Genomic DNA, 20,631 nt, shown 5'->3' on the forward strand with positions numbered 1-20,631 from the left:
GGCGCATGACATCCATGAGTCGCCCGCAAGCTTCGCTCATCGCTCCTGTCCGTTCCCGAGCCCGAAGGTGGTGAACGCGGTGCGCGCGGGCAGCTCGTAGACCGGCCGCCCACACACCGCGTTGAGGATCGCCGCCGCGCGCCACGCGCCGAGACCGAGGTCGGGCGCGCCGGGGCCGTGCGTGTGTTTCTCCGCGTTCTGCACGAAAAGCGCACCGCCGATCGCCGGGTCGAGCTCGACCCGGTAGTCCGCGCCGATCTTCAGCCGCCCCCGCGTGTCCCGGCGCACGGCGTCGCCCAGCCCGGCCAGCAGCGGCCCGGTCGGTGTCTCGGCGTAGCCCGTCGCGGCCACGATCGCGGCGGTACGCACGGTCGCGGTCCGGGCCTGCTGGACGTGCCGCACCTCCAGCGCGAACCCGTCGTCCACAGTGGACGCCGACACGATCTCGACACCCGGCGTCAGTGTCGCCCCCGGCCAGCCGCCGCCGACGCTGCGCCGGTACAGCTCGTCGTGGATCGCGGCGATCGTCTCGGCGTCGATCCCCTTGTACAGCTGCCACTGCGCGGGCAGCAGCTCGTCACGCACCGCCTCGGGCAGGTCGTGGAAGAACGCCGTGTAGTCGGGCGTGAACTGCTCCAGTCCCAGCTTCGAGTACTCCATCGGCGCGAACGCGGGCGTGCGCGCGACCCAGCGCAATCCGTCCACTGTGGACCGCGAACGCAGCAGGTCGAGGAACACCTCCGCGCCGGACTGCCCGGAACCGACCACCGTCACGCTCGCGGCGGCCAGCAGCGCGTCCCGGTGGGCCAGGTAGTCGGCCGAGTGCAGCGCGAGCGAGCCGGGATCCCCGACGAACCGGCGCAACGGCTCCGGTACCGAGGGCACCGAGCCGACACCGAGCACGACCGACCGCGCCAGCACCGGTTCCGCGCCGGAGATCGTCAGCTCGAAGGCCTTCCGATCGGCCACCCAGCGCACCCCGGTCACCTCGTGCCCGAAGTGGCAGCCCGGGATCCGGGCCACCGCCCAGCGCCCGTAGTCGTCGTACTCGGCGCGCGGCAGGTGGAAGCGTTCGGCGAAGTAGAACGGCAGCAGGCGCCCGCGTTCCCGCAGGTAGTTCAAAAAGGACAGTGGGCTGGTCGGGTCCACGAGGGACACCAGATCGGCCAGGAACGGGACCTGGAGCGTCGCGCCCTCGACCAGCAGCCCCGGATGCCAGCGGAACTCCTGCCGCGCCTCGAACAACGCCACGTCGAGCCCGTCGACCGGCTGGGCGAGCGCGGCGAGGGAGAGGTTGAACGGGCCGATGCCGACGCCCGCGACGTCGTGGATCCTCACGACACCACCGGGCTTCCCGGCGCGGCCGCGCGCTCGGCGTCCGCGGTGGCGACCACCTTCTCCAGCAGCGCGCGGTAGTCCTCGACGGTCGCGTGCGGGTGCAGCAGGGTGAGCTTGAGCCACAACCGCGGCGCCCCGTCCGGCCCGGTCGGGAGCGCGGCGCGGCCGATCACCCCGGTGCCCGCCTCCAGCAGCGTGCGGCGGACGCCCGCGACGAACTCGTCCGGTTCGGGCAACTCGTCGGCGGCCACCGGCCGGAAGACCACAGTGGACAGCGCGGGCGGGGCGAGCAGCCGCAGCCCCGGATGCTCGGCCACCAGCGCCGCGACGTCCGAAGCGGTGGCGCAGCAGCGCTCGACCAGCGCGCCGATCCCGTCGGTGCCCAGCGCCCGCAGGGTGACCGCCATCCGGAACGCGTCCGGGCGCCGCGAGGTCCGGATCGAACGGCCCAGCAGGTCCGGCAGCCCGGCCTCGGTGTCGTCGTCGGCGTTGAGGTACTCCGCGCGCACGCTCAGCGCGGCGAGGTCGCCGGTCTCCCTGGCCGCGAGCAGCCCGGCCGCGACCGGCTGCCAGCCGAACTTGTGCATGTCCAGCGCGACCGAGTCGGCCTGGTCAAGTCCCGCGAGCCGGGAGCGTAGTTCCGGGCCGCACAAGGCCATTCCGCCGTACGCGGCGTCCACGTGCAACCGGGCACCCGCCCGCCGGCAGAGCGCGGCGATCTCCGGCAGCGGGTCGATCGCGCCGGTGTTGGTGGTGCCCGCGGTGGCGACGACGACCGCCGGGCCGTCCACCGCCGCGAGCGCCCCGGCGAGCGCCGCCGGGAGCACGCGGTCGTCCTCGCACGGCACGACGACCGGTGCGGGCAGGCCGAGCAGCCACGCCGCGCGCGCGACACTGTGGTGCGCGTTGGCGCCGCACACCGGCCGGACCGGGACGCCGGGGGCCGCTTCGCGGGCGAGCAGCAGACCGAGCAGGTTCGACTCGGTCCCGCCCGAGGTCACCACGGCGTCCGCACCGGGCGCGTCCGGGTAACACAGCCGGGCGATCCCGGTGGTGAAGGCGCGCTCCAGCTCGCTGGCCACCGGGGCCTGGTCCCACGAGTCCATGGACGGGTTGAGCGCGCTCGCGACGACGTCGGCCGCGACCGAGACGGCCAGCGGCGGGCAGTGCAGATGGGCGGCGCAGGCCGGGTCCGCCGGATCGGCCGAGCCGGCGGCGAGCAGGTGGCTCAGCTCCGCGAGCGCGCGTTCGGCGCCGACCCCCGTCCTGGGCAGGGTCCCCGTCCCGCCCCCGGCCGCGGTGAGGGCGGCCGCGACCGCCGCTGGCCCGCCCGCGGGTACCGGCCCGCCCCGTTCGGCGACACCGGCGGCCATCGCGCCGAGTGCGACCGGGATCAGCTCACCGAGCCGCGCGGCGCCGCCATGACCACCGGCGAGGGACTCTTCCCGCATGGACCCGCCTTTCTTAGGGTTGCCTTGCCTACCCTGAGCAACAATACGGACACCGTCCGGTGCCCGGCATCCGGGTGGCGCCCGGCGTCCAGCATGGTCGACCCGCCCGCCGCGACGCGTCCGCCATCGGGTGAGAAACTGCTGCTTATGCCTGTGACTCCGGCGACCCGGTGGGATGTCCTGCTCACCATCGGCGCGGGCGGCGCGCTCGGCAGTCTCGCCCGGTACGGGCTGTCGGTGGCGCTGCCGCACGCGCGCGGCGCGTTCGCCGTGTCGACGCTGCTCACGAACGCGCTCGGCTGCCTGCTCATCGGCGTGCTGATGGCCGTCATCAACGCCACCGCGCAGCCGCACCACCTGCTGCGCCCCTTCCTCGGGGTCGGGGTGCTCGGTGGCTTCACGACGTTCTCGACGTTCGTCGTCGACACACTCGACGCACTGGACACCGGCCGGATCACGGCCGGGCTCGGCTACGTCGCGGCGTCGGTGCTGCTGTGCCTGTGCGCCGTCACCGCCGGATTCACCGGCACCAGGGCCCTGACCGACCGGACCCTCCACAAGGGACAGTGACGCCGAAGGGGACAGCGCCGAAGGGGACAGCGCCGGAAAGGGGCAACGATGGAGGAATCGGGAACCGCCACCCGCCTGACGATCTACGTCGGCGAGGACGACCACTGGCACCACAAGCCGCTCTACCACGAGATCGTGCGCCGGGCCCGCGACGCCGGGCTGGCCGGGGCGTCGGTGCTGCGCGGGATCGAGGGCTACGGCGCGAGTTCGCTCATCCACACGACGCGGATCCTGTCGCTGTCGGAGGACCTGCCGGTGGTGGTCGTGATCATCGACGAGGAGCCCAAGCTGCGGGAGTTCCTGCCGCAGCTGGACGAGCTGATCGGCGAGGGCCTGGTCACCCTCGACCAGGTCGAGGTGGTCCGCTACGTCGGCAGGCAGCCGAAGTGACCCTGCTCTTCGTGGCGCTCGGCGGCGGCCTCGGTGCCGTCCTGCGTTACCTGACCGACCGGCGCGTGCAGCAGTGGCGTGGCTCGACGTTCCCGTGGGGCACCCTGACCGTCAACGTCGCGGGCTCGCTGATCCTCGGCCTGCTGTCGGGCTGGGCGCTGCACGGCGGACAGCCCTCGGCGATCCGGGCGCTGGTTTCGGTGGGCTTCTGCGGCGGGCTGACCACGTTCTCGACGTTCGGATACGAGACGCTGCGGCTGTTCCTGGAGAAGACGCGGCTCTACGCGGTGGTGAACGTCGTGGTCACCGTGCTCGCGGGCCTGGCATCGGGCACCCTGGGCCTGCTACTCGCCTCGCTCCTGTGGTCCTGACGCCGACGTGCTCTGAAGGCCACCTTGAGGGACCAGAACGCCCTCAAGGTGGCCTTCAGAGACTTTCACAAGCATGTCTCCACCGCCCGGGACTTGGGGGCCACTGGGTCGGGAGCTATCGGCGTGGGGCGAGGGCGCGGACCTGGTCGAACGGGTCGCCGCCGGTGGGCAGCAAAGCGATGACCGGCGTCGTCAGCCCGTTGTCCACATAGGACTGGACCTGCTCGCGGCAGGACTCGGGGCTGCCGTGGATCACCAGCTCGTCGACCACCGAGTCCGGGATCACCTCGTTCGCCTTCTTCCGGTCCCCCGCCGCCCACGCCTCGTGCATCGGGGCGAGCAGCTCGCCGCGCCCCAGCCACTCGTGGAACGCCGCGTACACCGGCACGGTCAGGTAACTCGAGATCAGCATCCGCCCGAGTCCCCGCGCAGCCGCGGCGTCCTCGGTGGGGCACACGAAGATCCGCGCCGCCAGCTCGACGTCCGGGCCGATCTCGCCGCGCACGCGGGGCACATCCGACGCGGCCAGCCAGTTCGTGATGGCGCCGTCCGCCTCGCGCGCGGCCAGCCGCAGCATGCCAGGACGCAGCGCCGCCACCATCACCGAGGGCGGCGGGTCCACCGGACGCTCCAGGCGGAACTTGCCCACCGAGAACGTCTCGTACTTCTCACTCACCTTCTCGCCCGTCAGCGCCGAACGCAGGAACCGCAGGGTGTCCCGCGTCCGCGCGAACGGCGCCTCGAAGGACGCGGCGTTCCAGTTCTCCACGATCACCGGCGACGACGCGCCGATGCCCAGCACGAAGCGGCCCGGCGCCAGCTCCGCCACCGTCGACGCCTGCATCGCCAGCAGCCCCGGCCCGCGCGTGTACACCGGCACGATCGCGGTCCCGAGCCGCAGCGAAGGCGCCCACTGCGACGCGAGCACGAGCGGCGTGAACGCGTCGGTACCCGCGGTCTCGGCCGACCACACGTCGGTGTAACCCAGGTCGGGCAGCCGCTCGACCAGCTCACGGTGCGCGGGCAGCGGCACCCCGGTCAGCGGAATCGTCAGACCCCAGCGGCTCCTCATGAGGCGTCCTCCTTCACGGCGGCGACAGCGGACAGCTCACGCAAGATCCACTCGACCTGCGTGCGCATCATGTTCTCCGCGACCTCCTCGGCCTGCGGCGTCATGTGGGTGGCCCCGGCCAGCGGCAGGAACACGTGCGGGCGCCCCTTGGCCAGCAACGCCGAGGAGAGCCGCAGCGCGTGCGCGACGAACACGTTGTCGTCGGCGAGCCCGTGGATGATCAGCAGCGCCCGGCTCAGCTCCCCGGCGTCCGCGATCAGCGAGTTCTGCTCGTAGCTGTGCGGATTCTCCTGCGGCGTCCCGAGATACCGCTCGGTGTAGTGCGTGTCGTAGAGCGCCCAGTCGGTCACCGGGGCACCCGCGACGGCCGCGTGGAAGACGTCCGGGCGGCGCAGCACCGCCAGCGCGGACAGGTACCCGCCGTAGGACCAGCCCCGGATCGCGACCCGCTCGGTGTCCAGCTCCGGATGCCGCTCGGCGGCCGCGCGCAGCGCGTCGACCTGGTCGGCCAGCGTGACGTCGGCGAGGCGGCCGGAGATCGCCTTCTCCCACTCCGGGCCCCGGCCCGGAGTACCGCGCCCGTCCGCGACGAGCACCGCGAAACCCTGGTCCGCCAGCCACTGCGAGGTCAGGAAGGCGTTGCGGCTCTGCAGCACGCGCTGCGCGTGCGGCCCGCCGTACGGGTCGAGCAGCACGGGCAGCCTGCCCTCGCTCTCCTCGTACCCGCGCGGCAGCAGCAGCGCGGCACGCAGGCCCCGCTCCCCCAGCGTCAGCCAGGTCAGGTTCGGCACCACCTCAGGGTCCACAGTGGACGAAACGACCTCCGCGACGCGCTCGCCGTCACGCAGCACGCACACCTTCGGCCCGCTGTACTCGAGGCTCCACGAGGCGAGCACCGTCAGCGCGGCGGTACCGGCGCCGTGGTGCACACCGTCCGCGGTGGACAGCCGACGCACGGTGCCGTTTTCGGTGCGATACACGTGGATCTGCGTCGGGTCGTCCTCGGACGCGCTGAACAGCACCTCGTCCCCGACGTGCAGCACCGACCGGACCTGCATCCCCGGCGGCGTCACCGCGACCCCGTCGATCACCAGCCGGTGGTCGCCGTCGGCCGCGCTCTCCCGCACCAGTTTCCCGTCCGGCGTCCACGCCGGGACGCCCTGGGTGATCTCCACCCAGCGGCCGTCCACCTCGGCGTGCAGCGTGGCGACCGACCCGTCCGCGACGTCGAGCGCGAGGATCTCCATCCGGCGCTGGTCCCGCGTCTGCACGGTCAGCAGCGGACTGCCCGCGGCCGACCAGTGCACCGAGACCAGGTACTCCCAGTCCCCGCGCGCGACGTCGACGCGGCTGCCGTCCAGCCCGAGCACCGCCAGCGACACCTCGGCGTTCGGGGTGCCCGCGGCCGGGTACGCGACGACGTTGGCCGGATTCTGCGGGTTGGCCGGGTCGGCGATGGTCCAGCGCGGCACCGGCCCCCGGTCGGAGCGCTCGACGAGCAGGCTCCGCCCGTCCGGCGCCCACCAGTAGCCGCGGACGCGGTCCATCTCCTCGGCGGCGATGAACTCCGCGAGGCCCCAGGCGACGTCCTCGCCGTCCTCTTCGACCAGCGCGCGGTCCTCGCCGGTGGCCAGCTCGATCACGCGCAGGCGGCGGTCGCGGACGTAGGCCACGTGTGTCCCGTCCGGGCTGGGCCTCGGGTCGATCACCGAGCCCTCGACCAGCACCGACACGGCGCCGGTGCGCAGGTCGAGCGTGTGGAGCTTGCCCGAGAGCGAGAACGCCGCGACGGTGAACGCGTCGTCGACGGCGTAGCCGACCACCCCGCCGCCCGTCTCGCGGCTGCGCTCGCGCCGCGCCCGCTCCTCGGCGGGCAGCTCCTCCTCGCCGGGCAGCAGCTCGGCGGCGTCGACCAGCTTCGTCTCCTCGCCCGAGGCCAGGTCGAGCGACCACAGGCTGTGCCGGGGATCGGTGCCGGACCCGGCGCGCAGGAAGAGCACGCGCGAACCGTCCGGGGCGACCCGGAACTCCTTGGGCGCGCCCAGGGTGAAGCGCTGGGTACGGGACTGGCGGCGGAGGAACGGGAGGGTGTCAAACGAGCTGTCGGTCACGCCCGCACTCTTTCAGATGGTCAGCCGCCGACGCCAACAGCGGCCAGTTTCGCCAGCTCCGCGTCGACGTCGTAACCCGGCTCCGGGAACTTCGGCGCCATCTCGGCGATGGTCTCGATCAGCAGCTCCGCGACCGCCCAGTTGCGGTACCACTTGCGGTCGGCCGGGACGACGTACCAGGGCGCGGCGGCGGTCGAGGTGCGGCGCAGGACGTCGGCGTAGGCGGCCTGGTAGGCGTCCCACGCGGCACGGGCTTCGAGGTCGGAGGGGTCGAACTTCCAGCGTTTCTCGGGTCGCCGCAACCGGGCGGTGAGCCGTTTGAGCTGTTCTTCCGGCGAGATGTGCAGGAACACCTTGACCACCGTCGTGCCCTCGTCGGCCAGTTCGCGTTCGAAGGCGTTGATCTCGGCGTAGCGCTTGCGCCACTCGGCGGCGGGCACGAGCTTCTGGACGCGCGGGACCAGGATGTCCTCGTAGTGCGACCGGTCGAACACGCCGATCAGCCCCGGCGACGGCAGCTGACGCCGCACGCGCCAGAGGAAGTGGTGACGGCGTTCGGCGGCGGTGGGCTTCTTGAACCCCGCGTAGCGCACCCCCATCGGGTTCACCAGGCCGAGCACGTGCCCGACGGTGCCGCCCTTGCCGGAGGTGTCCATGCCCTGCAGCACGAGCAGCACACTGCGGCCGCCACCGCCGGCGCCCTCGGCGTAAAGCGCTTCCTGCAGTGCCGACAACCGCTCGCCCGCGTTGTCGAACTTCTTCTCCGCCTTGAGTTTCTTCTCCGGCCCCACCGGGGACGAGCCGGGCGCGGGCAGGGTCACGTCCTTGGTCACGCGCAACGCGTCCCGCACCCGGCTCACCGGGTCCTGCTTCTTCGCCATTCCGGGGACGATAACCATGTTCGTGGCCGATCGCCCGGCGAAAGGTGCCAGACCGGCCACGCAGCGTTTCGCTGGTTCCGGGCCGTGACTGCGCAACGATCGAATGGTGGAAGCAACGTTTCCCGGATGAACTCTCCGGGTTCAACGCTTAGCCTGAACGCATGAGCGACGCTTGCGAGCGAATCGAGGACGTCATGCGCCAAAGAGGATTGAACACAGTCTCGCGAAGCGAGGCGACCGCATGAGTACCGCCGACTTCATCGCGCTCGACGAGCAGTGGAGCACGCACAACTACCATCCCCTGCCGGTCGTGATCGCCGAGGCCGAAGGCGCGACGGTCACCGACGTCGAGGGCCGCCGCTACCTCGACTTCCTCTCCGGATACTCCGCGCTCAACTTCGGGCACCGGCACCCGGCGCTGATCGCCGCCGCCACCGAGCAGCTGGGCCGCGTCACGCTGACCTCCCGCGCGTTCCACCACGACCAGCTGGGGCTGTTCTGCCGCGAGCTGGCCGAGCTGACCGGCACCGAGATGGTGCTGCCGATGAACTCCGGCGCCGAGGCCGTCGAATCCGCGGTGAAGGTGGCGCGCAAGTGGGCCCACCAGGTCAAGGGCGTGCCGGACGGCACCGCCGAGATCATCGTGGCCGGCTCGAACTTCCACGGCCGCACCACCACGATCGTGTCGTTCTCGACCGACGAGACCGCGCGGGCCGGGTTCGGCCCGTTCACGCCGGGGTTCGTGACGGTGAAGTACGGCGACGCGGCCGCGCTGCGCGACGCGGTCACCGAGCGCACCGCCGCCGTGCTGCTGGAGCCGATCCAGGGCGAGGCGGGCGTCAACGTGCCGCCCGCCGGGTACTTCGCCGAGGTCCGGCGGCTGTGCGACGAGCACGGCGTGCTGCTCATCGCCGACGAGATCCAGTCCGGTCTGGCCCGCACCGGCACGGTGCTCGCGCTCGACCACGAAGGGGTCCGCGCCGACGTCTACACGCTCGGCAAGGCGCTCGGCGGCGGGATCTTGCCGGTCTCGGCGGTGGTCGGCAGCCGGGCGGTGCTCGGCGTGCTGCGGCCGGGCGAGCACGGATCGACCTTCGGCGGGAACCCCGTCGCGTGCGCGGTCGGGCGCGCGGTGGTGAAGCTGCTGGGGACCGGCGAATTCCAGCAGCGCTCGGCGGAGCTCGGCGCACACCTGCACGAGCGGCTCGGCGCGCTGGTCGGGAACGGGCTGGCCGAGGTCCGCGGCCGGGGCCTGTGGGCCGGGATCGACATCTCCCCCGGCGGCCCGTCCGGCCGCGAGGCGTCCGAGGCGCTGACCGGGCTGGGCGTGCTGTGCAAGGAAACCCACGGCTGCACGCTGCGGCTGGCGCCCCCGCTGGTGATCGGCCGCGCCGACCTGGACCGCGGCGTCGACGCCATCGCCCAGGTGATCCGCGCCTCCTGACCCGGCGTGGTCCGTGAATGCCACATTGAGGGACTCTGAATCCCTCAATGTGGCATTCACGGACTTTGGAACCCGGTGTCCGGTGTGGACGTTGGGGAGGGCATGGGAGCAGGGGAACGGGTGGAGCGGCCGCTGGTCGCCGGGAGTGAGACGCCGGACGAGGCGTACGCGCGGGGCAAGGCGCTGCGGGAACGGGCGCCGGCACGGACCCACGACCACGCGGCGGCCGCCGAAGACCGGCCGACGCCCGACGAGTACTTCGAGGCGAGCAACGCCGGACGGCTGCCGGAGCTGATCGAGCTGCGGCGCGAGCGGATGTCCGCCTCGCCGTTCACGTTCTACCGCGGTGCCGCGGGGCTGATGGCCGCCGACCTGGCGCACACCCCGGTTTCCGGTGTCACGGCGCAGCTCTGCGGCGACGCGCACGCGGCCAACTTCGGGCTCTACGGCACGCCAGAGGGCGGCATCGTGATGGACATCAACGACTTCGACGAGACCGTGCCCGGTCCCTGGGAGTGGGACCTCAAACGGCTCTCGGCGAGCCTCGTGCTGGCCGGGCGCGAGGGCGGGATCGGTGAGTCCGGCTGTCGCGAAGCCGCCGAGGACGCCGTCAAGTCCTACCGGCGGACCATCCGCGCGCTGGCCGAGCTGCCCTTCCTGCGGTCGTGGAGCGCGCTGCCCGACTCGTCGGTGCTGAGCAAGGCGCGGGCGCACGAGCTGATCGACGACTTCGCCGACGCCGCCGAGAAGGCCCGCAAGAACACGAGCAAGAAGGTCGTCGCGAAGTGGACACGGCGCATCGACGATCACGAGACCGGTCTGAGCAGGCACCGGTTCGTCGAGGACCCGCCGGTGCTCACCCACGTCGACGCGGCGACCGCGGCGGCGGTCGCCGCCGGACTGGTGTCCTATGTGGACACCCTGCGTGCGTCACGGCGGACACTGGCCGCCCGCTACCGCGTCGCCGACGTCGCGTTCCGGGTGGTGGGCACGGGCAGCGTCGGGCTGCGCAGCTACGTCGCGCTCCTGCACGGCAACGAGGACGAAGACCTTGTGCTGCAAGTGAAGCAGGCCCAGCCTTCCGCGCTGACCCGGTATCTCGGGCTGCCCGCGCCCGAGCACGAGGGCCGCCGCGTCGTCGAGGGCGCGCGGCTCGTCCAGGCGGAGACCGACATCCTGCTCGGCTGGACCACCATCGAGGGCAGGCCGTTCATCGTGCGCCAGTTCCGGAACCTCAAGGGCGACCTCGACCCCACCGAGCTGGACAAGGGCCACCTCGACGACTACGGCCGCCTCGCGGGCGCGCTGCTCGCCCGCGCGCACACCCGCTCGCTGCACCCGCGCCTGCTGGCGGGCTACTTCGCCGAGGACGAGGATCTCGACGAGGCGATCGGCGCCTACGCCGTCCGCTACGCCGACCAGACCGAAGCCGACCACGCCGCCTTCACCCGTACCCGAAACGCGAGTTGACCGGAACGGGACAGAAATCCCGTCAAGGCTGGAGAACGAATTCCCCGCCGTGCTAGATCTTCGTCAGCGGTTACCGGCGAAGGAGGCGGCATGGCGGACGTTCGGCGGCGCTCGGTGCTCGGCGGCGCGGTGGGCGCGGCACTGGCGGGCACGGCACTGAGCGGCCTCGCGGCACCGGCCGCGGCCGCGCAGGGCACGGCGACACCGGACGCGACGACGTCGGCCGCGGCGGATCCGGTGGCACAGCGGGGAAGGCGGCGCGCGTTCCGGCTCGGCGTCAACTACACGCCCTCGACACGCTGGTTCCACATGTGGCAGGACTGGCGCGAACGCGACCTGCGCCGCGACCTGGACGACATCGCGAAGCTGGGCCTCGACCACATCCGGATGATGCTGCTGTGGTCGGACTTCCAGCCCGAGCCGAACCTGATCAGCGGCGAAAAGCTCGACCGCCTGCACACCTTCCTCGACTACGCCGACGACGCCGGGCTCGACGTCGAGATCACCGTGTTCAACGGGCACATCTCCGCCCGCTACTGGACACCCAACTGGCTTCAAACCACCCCCGAACCGGTCAACTGGTTCGCCGACCCCGCCGCGCTCGAGGCCCAGCGCGCGCTCCTGCGCGCGCTCGCCGAGCGTATCGGGCGGCACCGACGTTTCCTGGGCTTCGACCTGTCGAACGAGCCGTACTACTACTGGGACTCGTTCGCCGGCCTCGACGTCACCGTCGCGCAGGCCGACAACTGGGCGAAAACCCTGCTCGGCACGGCGGAGGAGGTCGCGCCCGGCAAGTGGCACACCGTCGGCTGTGACCGCGCGCCCTGGGACACCCGCGGCGACCGGTACTTCGGCCGCACCACCCTCGCCACGGCGGGCGCGGTCACCGCGATCCACCCGTGGACCTCGTTCTTCGGCATCCTCAAGACCGATCCGCTCGGCGCGTTCGCGACACACAACGCCGAACGTCTCGTGCAACTCGCGCAGGCGTACGCGAACGACCCGGCCTGGCCGTGCTGGATCCAGGAGGACGGCGCCGCGCCGTCGATCCACTTCAGCGACCAGACGCGGCCACAGCTGGGTGAGTGGATCAAGCGCTCGGTGCGCAACGTCGCGAGCGGCGCGCACACCCACGGGTTCACCTGGTGGTGCTCGCACGACGTCTCGCCGTCACTCGTCCCGAAACTGAATCCGCTCGAATACGACCTCGGCCTGTACACGAACGACCGCGAGCTCAAGCCCGCGGGCCGGGCGATCCGCGAGATCGCCGCCGAGTTCGACCGGAATCCCCCGAAACCCGCTTCGCGGACAACGGGAATCGTGATCCCGGACGACGATCCGCAGCGCGGGACGGACACCTTCTTCGCCCTCGCGTCGGAAGGGACACGCGCGGCTTTCGTGCTCCACAGCAGGGCGGGCGACCAGGCCCACCTCAAGGCACGCGGCATCACGAAGCTGGTGACTCCCTAGCCCGCGTTAGAGTCCGGCCATGCGTTCCCGGTGGCCGACGATCATCGCCCTCGCCTGCGCGGTGCTCGCCCTCGCGCTCGGGCTGGTGTACGCGGGCGGCCACGGGCCCGGCGCTCTCGACGCCGCCGCGGAGTCGGCGATCACCGGGTGGCCGCACGGTCTCCTGCGTGCCCTGGTCCTGCCGACCGAGCCGTACGTCCTGCTCCCCGTGCTGGCACTGCTGACCGCCTGGTGCCTGGCCACGCGACGGCGAGGGGACGCGCTGTTCGCCGTCCTCGGGCCCGCCGTCGCGGTTTCCGCGAACACGTGGGTGCTGAAACCGCTGTTCGACCGGTGGAAGGGCGAGACACTCGTCTATCCCAGCGGGCACACGGTGAGCATGGTCGCGACACTCGCCGTGCTGGTCCTGCTGGTCCACGGCCGGGCCAGGACCGTCACCGCGGTCACGGGCGCGGTCGCGCTCGTCGCCGTCGCGCTCGGGATGATCGGGCTCGACTACCACTACCTCACCGACGTCGTCGGCGGAACGTTCTTCGCGATCTTCGCCGTCCTCGCGGTCCGCGGACTGCTTACGCGGCTTGCACCGCGTCTCGCGCGAGCGCGGTCAGACGGCTGACCGCGCGCAGGTACTTCTTGCGGTAACCACCGTTGATCATCTCCTCGGTGAACAGCTCGGGCAGCGGGCGGCCCGAGACGACCACCGGGATGGCGCGGTCGTAGAGCCGGTCGGCGAACGCGACGAGCCGCAGCGCGACGCTCTGGTCGGGTGCCGGGTGGATACCGCGCAGGTGGACGCGGGTGACGCCGTCGAGCATCCGGCCGTACCGCGAGGGATGCAGCTTGCCCAGGTGCGCGCACAACGCGTCGAAGTCGTCCACAGTGGACCCTTCGTGCCGCTCGGCGGACGCGGTGAGCACGTCGTCGGCGACCGGCGGCGGCGCCTCGGGCAGGCCGCGGTGCCGGTAGTCGGGCCCGTCCACGCGCACCACGGTGAACCGCGAGGCCAGCGACTGGATCTCGCGCAGGAAGTCCTCCGCGGCGAAGCGGCCCTCGCCGAGCTTGTCGGGCAGCGTGTTCGACGTCGCCGCGACGTACACCCCGGCCTCGGTCAGCTCGCGCAGCAGGCGGCCGATCAGCATGGTGTCGCCGGGGTCGTCCAGCTCGAACTCGTCGATCGCGAGGAGCCGGTGCCCGGACAGCCGCCGCACCGCCTCGGCGAAGCCGAGCGCGCCGACCAGGTGGGTCAGCTCGACGAAGGTGCCGTACGCCTTGGGGCCGGGCGTGGCGTGCCAGGTCGAGGCGAGCAGGTGGGTCTTGCCGACGCCGAACCCGCCGTCGAGGTAGAGCCCCATCGGCCCGGACGGCGCCTGCGCGCCGCCGAACAGCGACCGCAGTTTCGACTTCTTCGCCGGGGCCTCGATCTTCGCCGCGAACGCCGCGCACGAGGTGACCGCGGCCGCCTGGCTCGGCTCGTCCGGGTTGGGGATGTAGTTGGTGAAGCGGACCGCGTCGAACCGCGGCGGCGGGACCAGGGTGCCGATCAGCTCGTCGGCGCTGAGCTGCGGATCGCGGTCGGTGAGGTGCGCGGCGGGCATGGTCGGGAAGCCTAACGGCCACTTCACGTGACCTGCCCGCTGCCGGGCGAGAGTGTGCCGCACGCCGCTTTCCCCGCTGGCGAGGCCAAGATCCGTGAATGCCACATTGAGGGACTCAGAGTCCCTCAATGTGGCATTCACGGACCACGGAGTAGCCCACGGAATCGCCATTGACGTGCGCGGACGCCGGATTTTCCGCAGAATGCGGGCATGACACCTCCGCGGCCGCCGCTCAAGCCCATGCTCGCCAAACCGGCCAAGACCATCCCGGACTCGGGCGGGCTGCTGTTCGAGCCCAAGTGGGACGGCTTCCGCTGCCTGGTGTTCCGCGATGGCGACGAGCTGATCCTGCAGTCCCGCGCGGAGAAGCCGCTCAACCGGTACTTCCCCGAGGTCGTCGCGCGACTGACGGAGACCCTGCCCGAGCGGATCGTGCTCGACGGCGAACTGGTCGTCGCGCGGGGTGGCAAACTCGACTTCGACGCGCTGACCGAGCGCATCCACCCCGCCGCCAGCCGCGTCACCCTGCTCGCCGAGGAGCAGCCCGCCGAGTTCGTCGCGTTCGACCTGCTCGCCCTCGACGACGAGTCCTTTGTCGACGAACCGACCGCGAAGCGCCGCGAACGGCTCGAACAGGTCGCGGGCGAGGGTATCCACCTCACCCCGGCGACCACCGACCCGGACACCGCGCGGGGATGGTTCGAGCTGTTCGAGGGCGCCGGTCTGGACGGGGTCATCGGCAAACCGCTCGACGAGCCCTACTCCCCCGGCAAGCGCGTGCTGCTCAAGTACAAGCACAAGCGCACGGCCGACTGCGTGCTCGCCGGGCTGCGCTGGCACGTCGACGGCGAGCCCGGCGAGATGGTCGGCTCGTTCCTGCTCGGGCTCTACGACACCGGCGGGCTGCTGCACCACGTCGGCGTCGTCGGCTCGTTCCCGGTCAAACGCCGCCGCGAGCTGGCCGAGGAGCTGGCCCCGCTGGTCACCGACGGCACCGGGCACCCCTGGATCGGCGACGCCGTCCGCGAGGGCCAGCGCATCCCCGGTGGCATCACCCGCTGGCGCGCGACCGAGCAGCCGTGGGTGCCGCTGCGGCTGGAACGCGTCGTCGAGGTGTCCTACGAGCACACCGAGGGCGGTGACCCGGCACGCTTCCGGCACACCGCGCAGTTCGGGCGGTGGCGCCCGGACCGCGAGCCGTCCTCCTGCGGGTACGCGCAGCTCGACGAGGTCGCCCGGTACGACCTGGACGCGGTGTTCCGCGGCGAGGTCCGGCGGACCCGCTAACCACGCCGTCACACCCGCCGTGCCAAGCTCACCGGTGACCCCGGACCCGATCACGTGAGGACCCCGCCGTGCACCGCCGTTCCCGCCGAATTCGCCCGCGATCCCGGCTGGCACTGGCCGTCCTCGCCGCGGCGGCGCTCGCGGGCTGCACGACCGGGCCCTCGGCGCGGCCCGCGGTGGTGGACAACGACGGCTCGAAACAGCCGAAGCCCGCCACCAGCGCCCCCGCCGTCCCGCTGCCGCCGCTGGGCGAGCCCCAGTCGCCCTCGCTCCGGTGGGCCGACTGCGACGAGGAGACGCGCCGGCGGCTCGGCACCCCGGGTGTCCCGGACACCCTGCGCTTCGGCTGCGCCCGGCTGACCACCGCGCTCGACGCGCCGGACCAGCCCCGCCGCGCCATGGTGCGCAGCCTCGTGCTCAAGGTGGGCACCGGGCCGGTGCCGCTGGCCGTGGTCAACGACGTCGAGGGCGAACCCGGCTCGCTCTACGCCGCGCGGCTCGCGGCGAGCCTGCCCGCCGAGTTCCTGCAGAAGTTCACGCTCGTCGGCCTCGACCGGCGCGGGACCGGGATGTCCGGCGCCGCGCAGTGCGTCCCCGGCGACGTGCGCCGCGCCCTGATCGGCGCGGACCCCGCGCAGGGCGACCTCGCGGGCGTGCTGGACGCCGCGCGCACGGCGGGCCAGCAGTGCGCGATCGACCTGGACATCGCGCAGACCGGGCTGGACAGCTGGCGCGCCGCGGGCGACCTCGACGAACTGCGCAAGCAGCTCGGGATGGAACGGCTGTCCGCGCTCGGGCACGGCGACGGGTCGAAGGTGCTCTCGGAGTACGCGGTCCGCTTCCCCGCCCAGGTCGGCAGGATGGTGCTGGACGGGATCCCCGATCCCGGCCAGGACACCGCGGCCGTGCTGGACGCGGTCGCCGCGGGCGCGCAGTCCACACTGGACGCGTTCGGCGCGGACTGCGCCAACCGGCACTGCGCGCTCGGCGATCCGAAGGCCGCGCTGCGGGCGGTCACCGACCGGCTGCGGACGCCGGTCATCACCCCCGACGGCATCCCGGTGAACGCGGGCGTCGCGAGCTACGCGGTCTACTCCGGGCTCGCCCAGCGCGCGCGGTGGCCGGAACTGGCCGACGCGATCGTCGCGGCCCGCGACGGGAACCTCGCCCCGCTCGCGGTGTTCGCCGCCCCCGCGCTGCACGACAGCAGGACCGTCCCGTCCCGTTTGGACGGTGCGATCGCGACGCGCTGCAACGACAGCGCGACCCGGCTGCCCGCCGACGAGATCGACAAGGTCGGCACCGCGATGCGCGGCAAGTACCCGCAGTTCGGCACCGTGGTGGCCCAGCAGCTCGCGTGGTGCGCGCCGTGGCCGACGCGCCGCGAGCCCCTGCCGAAGCCCGGCGTGGCCGGGGTGCCGCCGATCCTGGTCGCCTCGACCGCCGCCGACCCGGTGACCCCGGAGCAGGGCACCACCCGCGCGGCCGACCAGATGCCGACCGCGGTGACGGTCTCGTGGCAGGGCGCCGGACACGGCGCGGTCGGCTCGTCGCCGTGCGTGACCGACGCCGTGCGCGCGTTCCTCGCCGACGGCAAGGTCCCCGGCGACGGGACGCTCTGCCCCGCCTGAGTGAGGCCCTACTGCCGGTAGGACTCGACCTCGTCCTCGGCCCGGACCCGCGCGCCGGACGGGTCCTCGCCGAACTCGGTGTGCGCGCGGCGCTGGCGCAGCAGGTCCCAGCACTGGTCGAGCTGCCGTTCGAGGTCGCCGAGGCGTTCGCGGTCGGCGCTGTTCAGGCCGACGCCGACCGCGCGCGAGCGCAGTTCGTGTTCCTCGGCGACCAGCCGGTCGATGTGGCTGAGAATGTCTCCGTCGGCCATGGCACGTCCTCCTGTGCTCGACGTTCTCCTCGGCTGCCGGATGACGACCCTACGCCGTGCCGGGGGTCACGGCGCGGGAATCTTGGCCGGGTCCCGGCCGTTGACCCCCGTATGAGCACCGTAGAACTGACCGCGGCCACCTTCGACCAGACCGTGACCGACAACGACTTCGTCCTGATCGACTTCTGGGCGAGCTGGTGCGGTCCGTGCCGCCAGTTCGCGCCGGTGTACGAGAAGGTGTCCGAAAAGCACGACGACATCGTGTTCGCCAGCGTGGACACCGAGGCCGAGCAGCAGCTGGCCGCCGCCTTCGACATCCGGTCGATCCCGACGCTCGCGGTGATCCGCGACAAGACGGTGATCTACGCCCAGCCGGGCGCGCTGCCCGAGGCGGCGCTGGAGGATCTGATCCGGCAGGCCCGCGAGGTCGACATGGACGAGGTGCGCCGCGAGGCCGAGCAGGCCGAAAACCAGGCCTGAGCCCACGATGGAAAAGGTCCGTGAATGCCACATTGAGGGACTCTGAATCCCTCGATGTGGCATTCACGGACCCGCGGCTCCCGCAGGACCGCCCGGTTCCGGCGGGAGCCGAGTTCGGTGCCCCAGTGCCGTCAAGACCGTCCCGCGTCGGGGTGCTTCGCCGCGCCCGGCTCCTGGGCGGGCGACCGCGGGACGGTCTTGACGGACCTTTAGCTCTTCGTGGCGAGGCCGCGCAGGAAGAACGTCAGGTTGGCGGGGCGCTCGGCGAGCCGGCGCATGAAGTAGCCGTACCACTCGTCGCCGTAGGGAACATACACGCGCATGGTGTTCCCCTCGCCGGCGAGCCGCCGCTGCTCCTCGGGCCGGATGCCGTACAGCATCTGGAACTCGTGGTCTTCGGCCGTGCGACCCGCGTCCGCGGCCAGCTTCGCCGCGATCGCGATCATCCGGGGGTCGTGCGAGGCGACCATCGGATATCCCTTGCCCGCCATGAGGATCCGCAGGCAGCGCACATAGGACTTGTCCACTTCGGACTTGCCTTGGTAGGCCACCTCCTCCGGTTCCGCGTAGGCGCCCTTGCACAGCCGCACCCGCGAGCCGGGGCCGGACAGCTCGCGGCAGTCCTGCTCGGTGCGGCGCAGGTAGGCCTGCAGGACCGCGCCCACCCACGGGTACTCGGCGCGCAGTTCCCGGAGGATGCCGAGCGTCGAGTCCGTGGTGGTGTGGTCCTCCATGTCCAGGGTGACCGTGGCGCCCACCGCGTCGGCCGCGGCGCAGATCTTCCGCGCGTTCTCCAGCGCGACGTCCTCGCCGTTCGACGGCAGGAACTGCCCGACCGCCGACAGCTTCACCGAAACGTCCGCGCCGGTGGCGAGGCCCTCGGCGCCGAGCGCGTTCAGCAGCGTTTCGTAGGCGCGGACGGTGGCCGACGCCTGTGCCGCGTCGGTGGTGTCCTCACCGAGGTGGTCGAGGGTGATCCGCCTGCCGTCGGCGGCCAGTTCCCTGGCCACCCGCACGGCGTCGGCGGTTTCGGCACCGGCGACGAAGCGGCGCACCACGGATCGCGTGGCGGGCACCGCCTCGACGAGCGAACGCATCCGCCGCGATCGGGCGGCGGCGAGGAGAGAGGCTCGCAACATGGGGATCTCCCGGTGGGGACGAGGGACTCAGCCCTGGTGGGGGTAACGGACGCTGGTCGGCGGCACGAAGGTCTCCTTGACCGAACGCGGGCTGGTCCAGCGGAGCAGGTTGAAGATCGAGCCCGCCTTGTCGTTGGTGCCCGACGCGCGGGCACCGCCGAAGGGCTGCTGGCCGACGACGGCGCCGGTCGGCTTGTCGTTGACGTAGAAGTTGCCCGCGGCGAACCGCAGCGCCTCGAACGCCTTCGCCACCGCGGTACGGTCGTTCGCGATGATCGCGCCGGTCAGCGCGTAGTCGGCGGTCTCGTCGACGAGCTTGAGGACGTCGTCGAACCGGTTGTCCTCGTACACGTGGATCGACAGGATCGGCCCGAAGTACTCGGTGCGGAAGATCTCGTGCTTCGGGTTGTCCGAGACCAGGATCGTCGGCCGGACGAAGAAGCCGACGCTGTCGTCGGCGGTGCCGCCGGTGAGGATCTCCACCTCGGCGTCGGCCTTGGCCCGCTCGAACACCGCGGCGTGCTTGTCGAACGCGCGCCGGTCGATCACCGCGCCGCCGAAGTGGCTCAGGTCGGTGACGTCGCCGTAGCTCAGCGCCTCGGTCTCGGCGACCAGGCCGTCCTTGAGCTTCGTCCAGAGGCTGCGCGGGACGTAGGCGCGCGACGCGGCCGAGCACTTCTGGCCCTGGTACTCGAAGGCGCCGCGGACCAGCGCGGTGCGCAGCACGTCGAGGTCGGCCGAGGGGTGCGCGACGACGAAGTCCTTGCCGCCGGTCTCGCCGACCAGCCGCGGGTAGCTCCGGTAACCGGCGATGTTCGCGCCGACGGTGCCCCACAGGTGCTGGAACGTCGGGGTGGAGCCGGTGAAGTGGATGCCCGCGAGGTCGCGGTGGGTCAGCGCCACCTCGGAGATGTCCTTGCCGTGGCCGGGCAGCAGGTTGATCACGCCCGGCGGCATGCCCGCCTCTTCGAGCAGCCGCATGGTCAGCTGCGCGGCGAAGCTCTGGGTCGGGGACGGCTTCCACACGACGGTGTTCCCCATCAGCGCGGGCGCGGTCGGCAGGTTGCCGGCGATGGCGGTGAAGTTGAACGGCGTGATCGCGTAGACGAAGCCCTCCAGGGGGCGGTGCTCCATCCGGTTCCACACACCGGGCGAGCTGTTCGGCTGCTCGGCCAGGACGCGGCGGCCGTAGTCGACGTTGAAGCGCCAGAAGTCGGCGAGCTCGCAGGCGGAGTCGATCTCGGCCTGGGTCGCGGTCTTGGACTGCCCCAGCATGGTCGCGGCGTTGAGGGTGGCGCGCCACGGGCCGGTGAGCAGGTCGGCGGCGCGCAGCAGGACGGCGGCGCGGTCGTCGTAGGACAGCGCGCGCCACGCCGGGGCGGCCTCGCGGGCCGCGGCGATCGCGTCGGTGGCGTCCTGCTGGGTGGCGCTGTGGATCACGCCGAGCACCGACGCGTGGTTGTGCGGCTGGACGACGTTGATCCGCTCGCCGCCACCGGCGCGCTGCTTGCCGCCGATGGTGGCGGTGATGTCGACGGGATCGGCGTCACCCAGCCGCTTCAGCGCACCCTCGAGCTCGGCGCGCTCGGCGCTGCCCGGTGCGTAGGTCAGCACCGGCTCGTTCTTCGGGGCGGGGGTCTGGGTCACGGCATCCACGGCGGCTCCTCCACGGTGAGACGG

The 20,631-nt window shown here is 72.2% G+C and carries 19 protein-coding genes; 10 read left to right on the forward strand and 9 right to left on the reverse strand.

Annotated features, from left to right (window positions below; all coding sequences use genetic code 11):
• Nucleotides 1-36: 36 nt before the first annotated feature.
• On the reverse strand, nt 37-1,338 hold the full coding sequence (locus tag ABD987_RS04765) for a lysine N(6)-hydroxylase/L-ornithine N(5)-oxygenase family protein (protein WP_345387311.1): 1,302 nt from the start codon (nt 1,336-1,338) through the stop codon (nt 37-39).
• Nucleotides 1,335-2,789 (reverse strand): pyridoxal phosphate-dependent decarboxylase family protein, encoded by a 1,455-nt coding sequence (locus ABD987_RS04770; RefSeq protein ID WP_345387313.1) that lies wholly within the window; start codon nt 2,787-2,789, stop codon nt 1,335-1,337. The genes ABD987_RS04765 and ABD987_RS04770 overlap by 4 nt, the downstream gene beginning before the upstream one ends.
• Before the next feature lie 147 nt (nt 2,790-2,936).
• Here ABD987_RS04770 and ABD987_RS04775 point away from each other — a divergent pair, with 147 nt between their 5' ends.
• The 3 genes from ABD987_RS04775 to crcB are packed head-to-tail and all read left to right on the forward strand — an operon-like array spanning nt 2,937 to nt 4,120.
• Entirely contained in the window at nt 2,937-3,359 is a 423-nt protein-coding gene (locus tag ABD987_RS04775; RefSeq protein ID WP_345387315.1) for a fluoride efflux transporter FluC, read from the forward strand.
• A 48-nt stretch (nt 3,360-3,407) separates the two neighbouring features.
• Nucleotides 3,408-3,749 (forward strand): DUF190 domain-containing protein, encoded by a 342-nt coding sequence (locus ABD987_RS04780; RefSeq protein ID WP_345387318.1) that lies wholly within the window; start codon nt 3,408-3,410, stop codon nt 3,747-3,749.
• Nucleotides 3,746-4,120, forward strand: coding sequence for a fluoride efflux transporter CrcB (gene crcB, locus ABD987_RS04785; protein WP_345387320.1), 375 nt, complete (start codon nt 3,746-3,748; stop codon nt 4,118-4,120). The genes ABD987_RS04780 and crcB overlap by 4 nt, the downstream gene beginning before the upstream one ends.
• A gap of 115 nt (nt 4,121-4,235) precedes the next feature.
• On the opposite strand, the gene ABD987_RS04790 is transcribed toward crcB, so the two are convergent.
• Genes ABD987_RS04790 through ABD987_RS04800 form a run of 3 tightly spaced genes read right to left on the reverse strand, consistent with a single transcriptional unit; the run spans nt 4,236 to nt 8,184 of the window.
• The gene (locus ABD987_RS04790) at nt 4,236-5,192 is read right to left on the reverse strand and encodes an LLM class F420-dependent oxidoreductase (protein WP_345387322.1); all 957 of its coding nucleotides are present in this window, start codon (nt 5,190-5,192) and stop codon (nt 4,236-4,238) included.
• Complete coding sequence (locus ABD987_RS04795) at nt 5,189-7,303, reverse strand: S9 family peptidase (RefSeq protein ID WP_345387324.1); 2,115 nt, start codon at nt 7,301-7,303, stop codon at nt 5,189-5,191. The genes ABD987_RS04790 and ABD987_RS04795 overlap by 4 nt, the downstream gene beginning before the upstream one ends.
• Before the next feature lie 20 nt (nt 7,304-7,323).
• Complete coding sequence (locus tag ABD987_RS04800; protein WP_345387326.1) at nt 7,324-8,184, reverse strand: PPK2 family polyphosphate kinase; 861 nt, start codon at nt 8,182-8,184, stop codon at nt 7,324-7,326.
• Nucleotides 8,185-8,425: 241 nt separating this feature from the next.
• Between ABD987_RS04800 and rocD the strand changes: the two genes are divergently transcribed.
• The 4 genes from rocD to ABD987_RS04820 all read left to right on the forward strand — a co-directional run bounded on the left by rocD (nt 8,426) and on the right by ABD987_RS04820 (nt 13,184).
• Nucleotides 8,426-9,628: an ornithine--oxo-acid transaminase gene (rocD, locus tag ABD987_RS04805; RefSeq protein WP_345387328.1), complete on the forward strand. Its 1,203-nt coding sequence runs from the start codon at nt 8,426-8,428 to the stop codon at nt 9,626-9,628.
• Nucleotides 9,629-9,730: 102 nt separating this feature from the next.
• Entirely contained in the window at nt 9,731-11,098 is a 1,368-nt protein-coding gene (locus ABD987_RS04810) for a DUF2252 domain-containing protein (protein ID WP_345387330.1), read from the forward strand.
• 90 nt (nt 11,099-11,188) lie between these two features.
• The gene (locus ABD987_RS04815) at nt 11,189-12,568 is read left to right on the forward strand and encodes a glycoside hydrolase 5 family protein (protein ID WP_345387332.1); all 1,380 of its coding nucleotides are present in this window, start codon (nt 11,189-11,191) and stop codon (nt 12,566-12,568) included.
• 19 nt (nt 12,569-12,587) lie between these two features.
• Nucleotides 12,588-13,184: a phosphatase PAP2 family protein gene (locus ABD987_RS04820; RefSeq protein ID WP_345387334.1), complete on the forward strand. Its 597-nt coding sequence runs from the start codon at nt 12,588-12,590 to the stop codon at nt 13,182-13,184.
• On the opposite strand, the gene zapE is transcribed toward ABD987_RS04820, so the two are convergent.
• Complete coding sequence (gene zapE, locus ABD987_RS04825) at nt 13,138-14,163, reverse strand: cell division protein ZapE (protein ID WP_345387336.1); 1,026 nt, start codon at nt 14,161-14,163, stop codon at nt 13,138-13,140. The genes ABD987_RS04820 and zapE overlap by 47 nt on opposite strands.
• A gap of 210 nt (nt 14,164-14,373) precedes the next feature.
• Between zapE and ABD987_RS04830 the strand changes: the two genes are divergently transcribed.
• Entirely contained in the window at nt 14,374-15,450 is a 1,077-nt protein-coding gene (locus ABD987_RS04830; protein WP_345387338.1) for an ATP-dependent DNA ligase, read from the forward strand.
• Between the two features lie 68 nt (nt 15,451-15,518).
• A complete protein-coding gene (locus ABD987_RS04835; protein WP_345387340.1) occupies nt 15,519-17,081 on the forward strand; it encodes an alpha/beta hydrolase in 1,563 nt (520 codons plus the stop codon).
• A gap of 8 nt (nt 17,082-17,089) precedes the next feature.
• On the opposite strand, the gene ABD987_RS04840 is transcribed toward ABD987_RS04835, so the two are convergent.
• Nucleotides 17,090-17,332 carry a DUF2630 family protein gene (locus tag ABD987_RS04840; RefSeq protein WP_345387342.1) on the reverse strand — a complete coding sequence of 81 codons (243 nt, stop codon included), beginning with the start codon at nt 17,330-17,332 and terminating at the stop codon, nt 17,090-17,092.
• Nucleotides 17,333-17,443: 111 nt separating this feature from the next.
• Here ABD987_RS04840 and trxA point away from each other — a divergent pair, with 111 nt between their 5' ends.
• Complete coding sequence (trxA, locus tag ABD987_RS04845; RefSeq protein ID WP_345387345.1) at nt 17,444-17,812, forward strand: thioredoxin; 369 nt, start codon at nt 17,444-17,446, stop codon at nt 17,810-17,812.
• A 209-nt stretch (nt 17,813-18,021) separates the two neighbouring features.
• On the opposite strand, the gene ABD987_RS04850 is transcribed toward trxA, so the two are convergent.
• Both ABD987_RS04850 and pruA read right to left on the reverse strand, forming a co-directional pair.
• Nucleotides 18,022-18,951, reverse strand: coding sequence for a proline dehydrogenase family protein (locus ABD987_RS04850; protein WP_345387348.1), 930 nt, complete (start codon nt 18,949-18,951; stop codon nt 18,022-18,024).
• Between the two features lie 27 nt (nt 18,952-18,978).
• Nucleotides 18,979-20,607, reverse strand: a complete 1,629-nt coding sequence (pruA, locus tag ABD987_RS04855) for an L-glutamate gamma-semialdehyde dehydrogenase (RefSeq protein WP_345387350.1) — start codon at nt 20,605-20,607, stop codon at nt 18,979-18,981.
• Nucleotides 20,608-20,631: the final 24 nt, after the last annotated feature.

The organism is Amycolatopsis samaneae (assembly GCF_039541975.1).
In the GTDB taxonomy this organism is placed as follows: Bacteria; Actinomycetota; Actinomycetes; order Mycobacteriales; family Pseudonocardiaceae; genus Amycolatopsis; species Amycolatopsis samaneae.

What these genes read in the sequence shown, in the direction of transcription:
- ABD987_RS04800 (WP_345387326.1), bottom strand. Translation starts at nt 8,184, where the DNA reads ATGGCGAAGAAGCAGGACCCGGTGAGCCGGGTGCGGGACGCGTTGCGC.
- ABD987_RS04780 (WP_345387318.1), top strand. Translation starts at nt 3,408, where the DNA reads ATGGAGGAATCGGGAACCGCCACCCGCCTGACGATCTACGTCGGCGAG.
- ABD987_RS04770 (WP_345387313.1), bottom strand. Translation starts at nt 2,789, where the DNA reads ATGCGGGAAGAGTCCCTCGCCGGTGGTCATGGCGGCGCCGCGCGGCTC.
- trxA (WP_345387345.1), top strand. Translation starts at nt 17,444, where the DNA reads ATGAGCACCGTAGAACTGACCGCGGCCACCTTCGACCAGACCGTGACC.
- ABD987_RS04815 (WP_345387332.1), top strand. Translation starts at nt 11,189, where the DNA reads ATGGCGGACGTTCGGCGGCGCTCGGTGCTCGGCGGCGCGGTGGGCGCG.
- ABD987_RS04790 (WP_345387322.1), bottom strand. Translation starts at nt 5,192, where the DNA reads ATGAGGAGCCGCTGGGGTCTGACGATTCCGCTGACCGGGGTGCCGCTG.
- ABD987_RS04840 (WP_345387342.1), bottom strand. Translation starts at nt 17,332, where the DNA reads ATGGCCGACGGAGACATTCTCAGCCACATCGACCGGCTGGTCGCCGAG.
- ABD987_RS04830 (WP_345387338.1), top strand. Translation starts at nt 14,374, where the DNA reads ATGACACCTCCGCGGCCGCCGCTCAAGCCCATGCTCGCCAAACCGGCC.
- ABD987_RS04810 (WP_345387330.1), top strand. Translation starts at nt 9,731, where the DNA reads ATGGGAGCAGGGGAACGGGTGGAGCGGCCGCTGGTCGCCGGGAGTGAG.
- zapE (WP_345387336.1), bottom strand. Translation starts at nt 14,163, where the DNA reads ATGCCCGCCGCGCACCTCACCGACCGCGATCCGCAGCTCAGCGCCGAC.
- ABD987_RS04775 (WP_345387315.1), top strand. Translation starts at nt 2,937, where the DNA reads ATGCCTGTGACTCCGGCGACCCGGTGGGATGTCCTGCTCACCATCGGC.
- ABD987_RS04850 (WP_345387348.1), bottom strand. Translation starts at nt 18,951, where the DNA reads ATGTTGCGAGCCTCTCTCCTCGCCGCCGCCCGATCGCGGCGGATGCGT.
- ABD987_RS04820 (WP_345387334.1), top strand. Translation starts at nt 12,588, where the DNA reads ATGCGTTCCCGGTGGCCGACGATCATCGCCCTCGCCTGCGCGGTGCTC.
- rocD (WP_345387328.1), top strand. Translation starts at nt 8,426, where the DNA reads ATGAGTACCGCCGACTTCATCGCGCTCGACGAGCAGTGGAGCACGCAC.